This window comes from Gordonibacter sp. (assembly GCF_036667095.1).
Lineage (GTDB): Bacteria > Actinomycetota > Coriobacteriia > Coriobacteriales > Eggerthellaceae > Gordonibacter.
The window spans coordinates 1-3,795 of sequence record NZ_JAVWUP010000213.1; the positions used below are offsets into that span (position 1 = coordinate 1).

Here is a 3,795-nt window from a genome sequence, read left to right on the forward strand (position 1 = left end):
GCGCAACAAGGTACTTGCCTGGTGGGAGGCCTACCGCACGCAATAACGATTTGCTTGGGGGATATATCTTCGACAGAGAAGGCTCGATGGCCGAATCTGGTGCTTCGGCTCAAGCTTGCAGCGGGAGGTGCGGCTGCTCCGATGCCGCCTTGAATTCGTTTTGCGCTGCCCTGTCCGCTGACTCTCGCTCTGTGTTTTGCCAGGCGGCGTATGGCATGGATTACAACGACGGGCACTTCAGGTGCGCTTTGACCGAGGTCCGCGGCATTGAAGGGGGCTTGCATGAGGTGCTGTGCTGAGGGGAGCATGAATCGGTTTTGCGCCTCGCTTTGCGACGAGACGCGCCGCGTGATGTGCGCAGTTTCCCGCGAAACGAAGCTGAAAAGAGGAGACATCATATCTGCTGCTGCGGTTTCCGATTATGTGGGCATCGTTCAAGGCGGGGCGCTGGCTATGATGGTGAACGGATCGACAGCTGAAGGTATCGTGGCTTCGTTTGTGGCTTTTTCGGGGGCGCTTGGAAGCATTCAACGGCTTGCGGGAGAACACGGAAGCCACAAAGCGGCGTTCAACGAGGGAGACTACGGATACGCTTTGGTACCTTCGTCGATATGCCTTGTGCCTCTCGACACGATAAGGGACTTGTTTGTAAGGGATTCCGATTTTGCCTTCAAGGTGTTCGTTCAGTCGACCGACCAGTATCGCGACGCCCTTGAGCGACTGGCTCATGTAGGCAGTTTGCCGGTAAAAGATCGGGTTCGCTGGCTGTTCGGCACGCTTGAGCAGCATGGAGTCGATACTTCGCGGGTAACGCATGAGCAGATAGCGCACGTACTGGGTGTGAACCGAGTCACGGTGACCAAGCTCATGAAAAGTCTGTAAAGCCGTCGCTTGCCAAAGTGCGTACAAGCGGTGGTGACATTGCGTGTGCAGCGGTATTTCGCACGCAACGAGAATGCGATGCAAGGTTGTCTTGTCTCCAGTTGCGGTTGCGTCGCCTGCGGCAATGAAAGCGCGAAGCGTGGTTTCGCTTACCATGACCCCCAGTATGGCGGTGTAGGGAACGCTTACTTTCACGCTCGGGGTATCGATCTTGAGAAACGAGCGACATCCTAGATTCATTTCCTGCGACACTTCGTTTTCCTCCCGTCTTGCGTCCCCTTCCTTGCAGCCTCTGCCACGAGATTTTTCCATGGAACCACGCTGCATAAGTGAAGGTCTGTAGCCGAGGCCACAATTTCTCCCAGCTTGTTGCCGGGGCTACAATTCCCCGCTTTTTGTTGCCTCGGCTACAGAAAGCCGCTTGCCCCACCCGCTAAACTCACCTCAACGTCAATCGGGACGAGTCGAAGGAAAGGGGAATCTGATGTCCGAAGAGAGTTTCGTCTACACGGCGTGCCCTGGATGGGGCGACCATGAGTACTGCGCGCTGAAGACTATCGTCAAGGACGGAAAGATTATCCGCACGGAGCCGGCTGAGTACACCGGCGCCGAGCAGAACGAAGGGTTCATCTGCCAAAAGGGCGTCTGCTCTTGGCGCCAGGTGTACAACGAAGAGCGGCTTACCGTGCCGCTCAAGCGCATCGGTGAGCGTGGAGAGGGCAAGTGGGAAGAGATTTCGTGGGACCAGGCGTTTGACGAGATTGCCGAGAAGCTCATTGAGATTCGCGATACCTACGGCCCCGAGGCGCTTGCCATGTGGTACGTGCCGGCCTCTCTTCCGCCATCGTATGGCCTCGAAGCCGTGTTGATGACGCGCTTCTCGGGCCTGTTCGGAGCAACGCACCCGCTTGAAGGCTGGGGTTTGGACAACGGTCCGTTCTACGCGGCTTATTACGACATGGGCAACACCTACCGTTACATGAGCAGCGATCCGAGCAACTGGGATCACTCGGATCTTATCATAGTGTGGGGTGCCAACCCCATCGAGAACCAGCACCGCATGGGTAAGCATATTGTCGAGGCGAAATCCAACGGTGCCCGCATTGTCGACATTGGTCTTCTGTTCGACGGCACGGCGGGGTACTCCGACGAGTTCGTGCCGGTCAAGCCCGGTTCCGATCCCGCGCTTTCGCTGTGCATGGCCAACCATATCGTGTCTAAGGGCCTGTATGAGAAGGAGTATCTGCTTGAGCATACGGTGGCCCCGTTTATGGTGCGCGACGACACCGACGAGTTCATGCGCGATGGGGACGGCAACTACCTGGCCATGGATAAGGTTCACGGCCTCGTTGCCGCCATGCCCGGCGTGAAGGAGATTGCAGGTGCGGCCGACCTGGAAATAGAGGGGTCGTTTGAGGTGTTCGGCGTACCCTGCAAGACGGCGTTCACCCGCTTAAGGGAGCATCTGTCCTTCTACACGCCCGAGTATCAGGAAAGGATTACGGGCGTGCCGGCTCAAACTGCCGTTCGCCTTGCCGAGGAATATGCAGCCGCCGAGCGCCCCTACATTCTAGGCGCGCTGGGTCTGCGCTACCAGAACCAGGGTGAGAGCTATCGCTCGTTCTACCTACTGGGAATGCTCATGGGGAACTTGGGTAAGCCCGGTGCCGGCGTAACCTCCGAGTTGGGCACAGGCGGCTGGCCGTTTTTGTTCAACGACGGCCCCATTGTGTGCCCCGAGGGCCCCGAGGGGTTCAAGGGCAAGATTTTGCGCCAGCCCGACTTCTGGGAGCAGGTGCAAACCGAGCAGCCGTATCCCATCAAGGCCCTCATGATTCCCTCGGGCAATCCGGTGCACAACTGCCCCAGCCGCGGTCGCTGGCTAGACGAGGTGTTCCCGAAGCTTGACCTTATTGTGGACATAGACATCTGGATGACCGATACGGGCGAGTACGCCGACTACATCCTGCCGGACTGCCAGCCCTTCGAGCGCACCGAGCTGATATGCATTGCCGCCTACAACCACGTGGTGCTTACGGAACCTGCCGTTGAGCCGGTAGGCGGGCTCGATCCGGCCACGCGCTACTACGAGCTGGCGAAGCGCTTGGGCTTCGGTGAGTATTTCGAGAAGAGCGCCGAAGAATGGTGCGACATCCGCCTGCAGTCGGACAGCCCCATGATCACAGCTATCGACCCGCCGCTTACCATGGAGCGCCTCAAGGAGGAAAAGCTCGTTCGCATTGCCACGCCGCCTATTCCGTGGGACCCGTTCTTGGGTATGGATTTTGGCACGCCGTCGGGTCGCTTGGAGTTCTACTGCGAGAAGCTGGTTCCCGCTCAAGCCCAGATAGCTCGCTATATTGAGCCCTACGAGGTGCCCACAGAAACCAGCAAGGCCCAGGGCGAGAACGAAGAATTCCCCTACCAGTTCTTCAGCGGCCGTCAGCGCTTCTTCATGCAGTCCATGTTCACCGACGACCCGGTGATGCGCGAGCTGTCCGGCGGCAAGCCGAGTGCACGTATCAACCCGGTGGACGCGGCGCGCGAGGGCATTGTCGATGGCGATAAGGTTGAGGTGTACAACGGGCGCGGGCATGTGGTTGCCATCATGCGACTGGACGAGGTTATACCTCCGGGAACTATCCAAGTGTGGTTCGGCTGGCGCAGCAAGCACTTCGAGGAGGGTATGTACTCAGAGCTGCTGGTGCCCATGAGCTCTCGGGAGACCATGAATGACGTAGCCGATCTATGGTGGAAGCACATGGAGGAAGAGGATCGAGTCAAATGGCACTTCTTCCTAGGAAGCGAAGCCACCATGGCCGGCGCCTGGGACACCATCTGGGACTGCGCCTGCAACATCCGCAAGGTTACCGACGCAGCCGATGTTGACGAAGACGGAAAGGACGTGAGGTA

3 protein-coding genes are annotated in these 3,795 nt (G+C 58.4%); all 3 read left to right on the forward strand.

From position 1 onward, the window contains the following. Positions 1-299, forward strand: a 299-nt coding sequence (locus tag RR842_RS12630) for a hypothetical protein (protein ID WP_332518674.1), incomplete at its 5' end; no start/stop codon positions are given. Then, complete coding sequence (locus RR842_RS12635; RefSeq protein ID WP_332729969.1) at positions 283-882, forward strand: Crp/Fnr family transcriptional regulator; 600 nt, start codon at positions 283-285, stop codon at positions 880-882. The genes RR842_RS12630 and RR842_RS12635, both read left to right, overlap by 17 nt. 484 nt (positions 883-1,366) lie before the next feature. Further along, positions 1,367-3,795, forward strand: a 2,429-nt coding sequence (locus tag RR842_RS12640; protein ID WP_332729970.1) for a molybdopterin-dependent oxidoreductase, incomplete at its 3' end; no start/stop codon positions are given.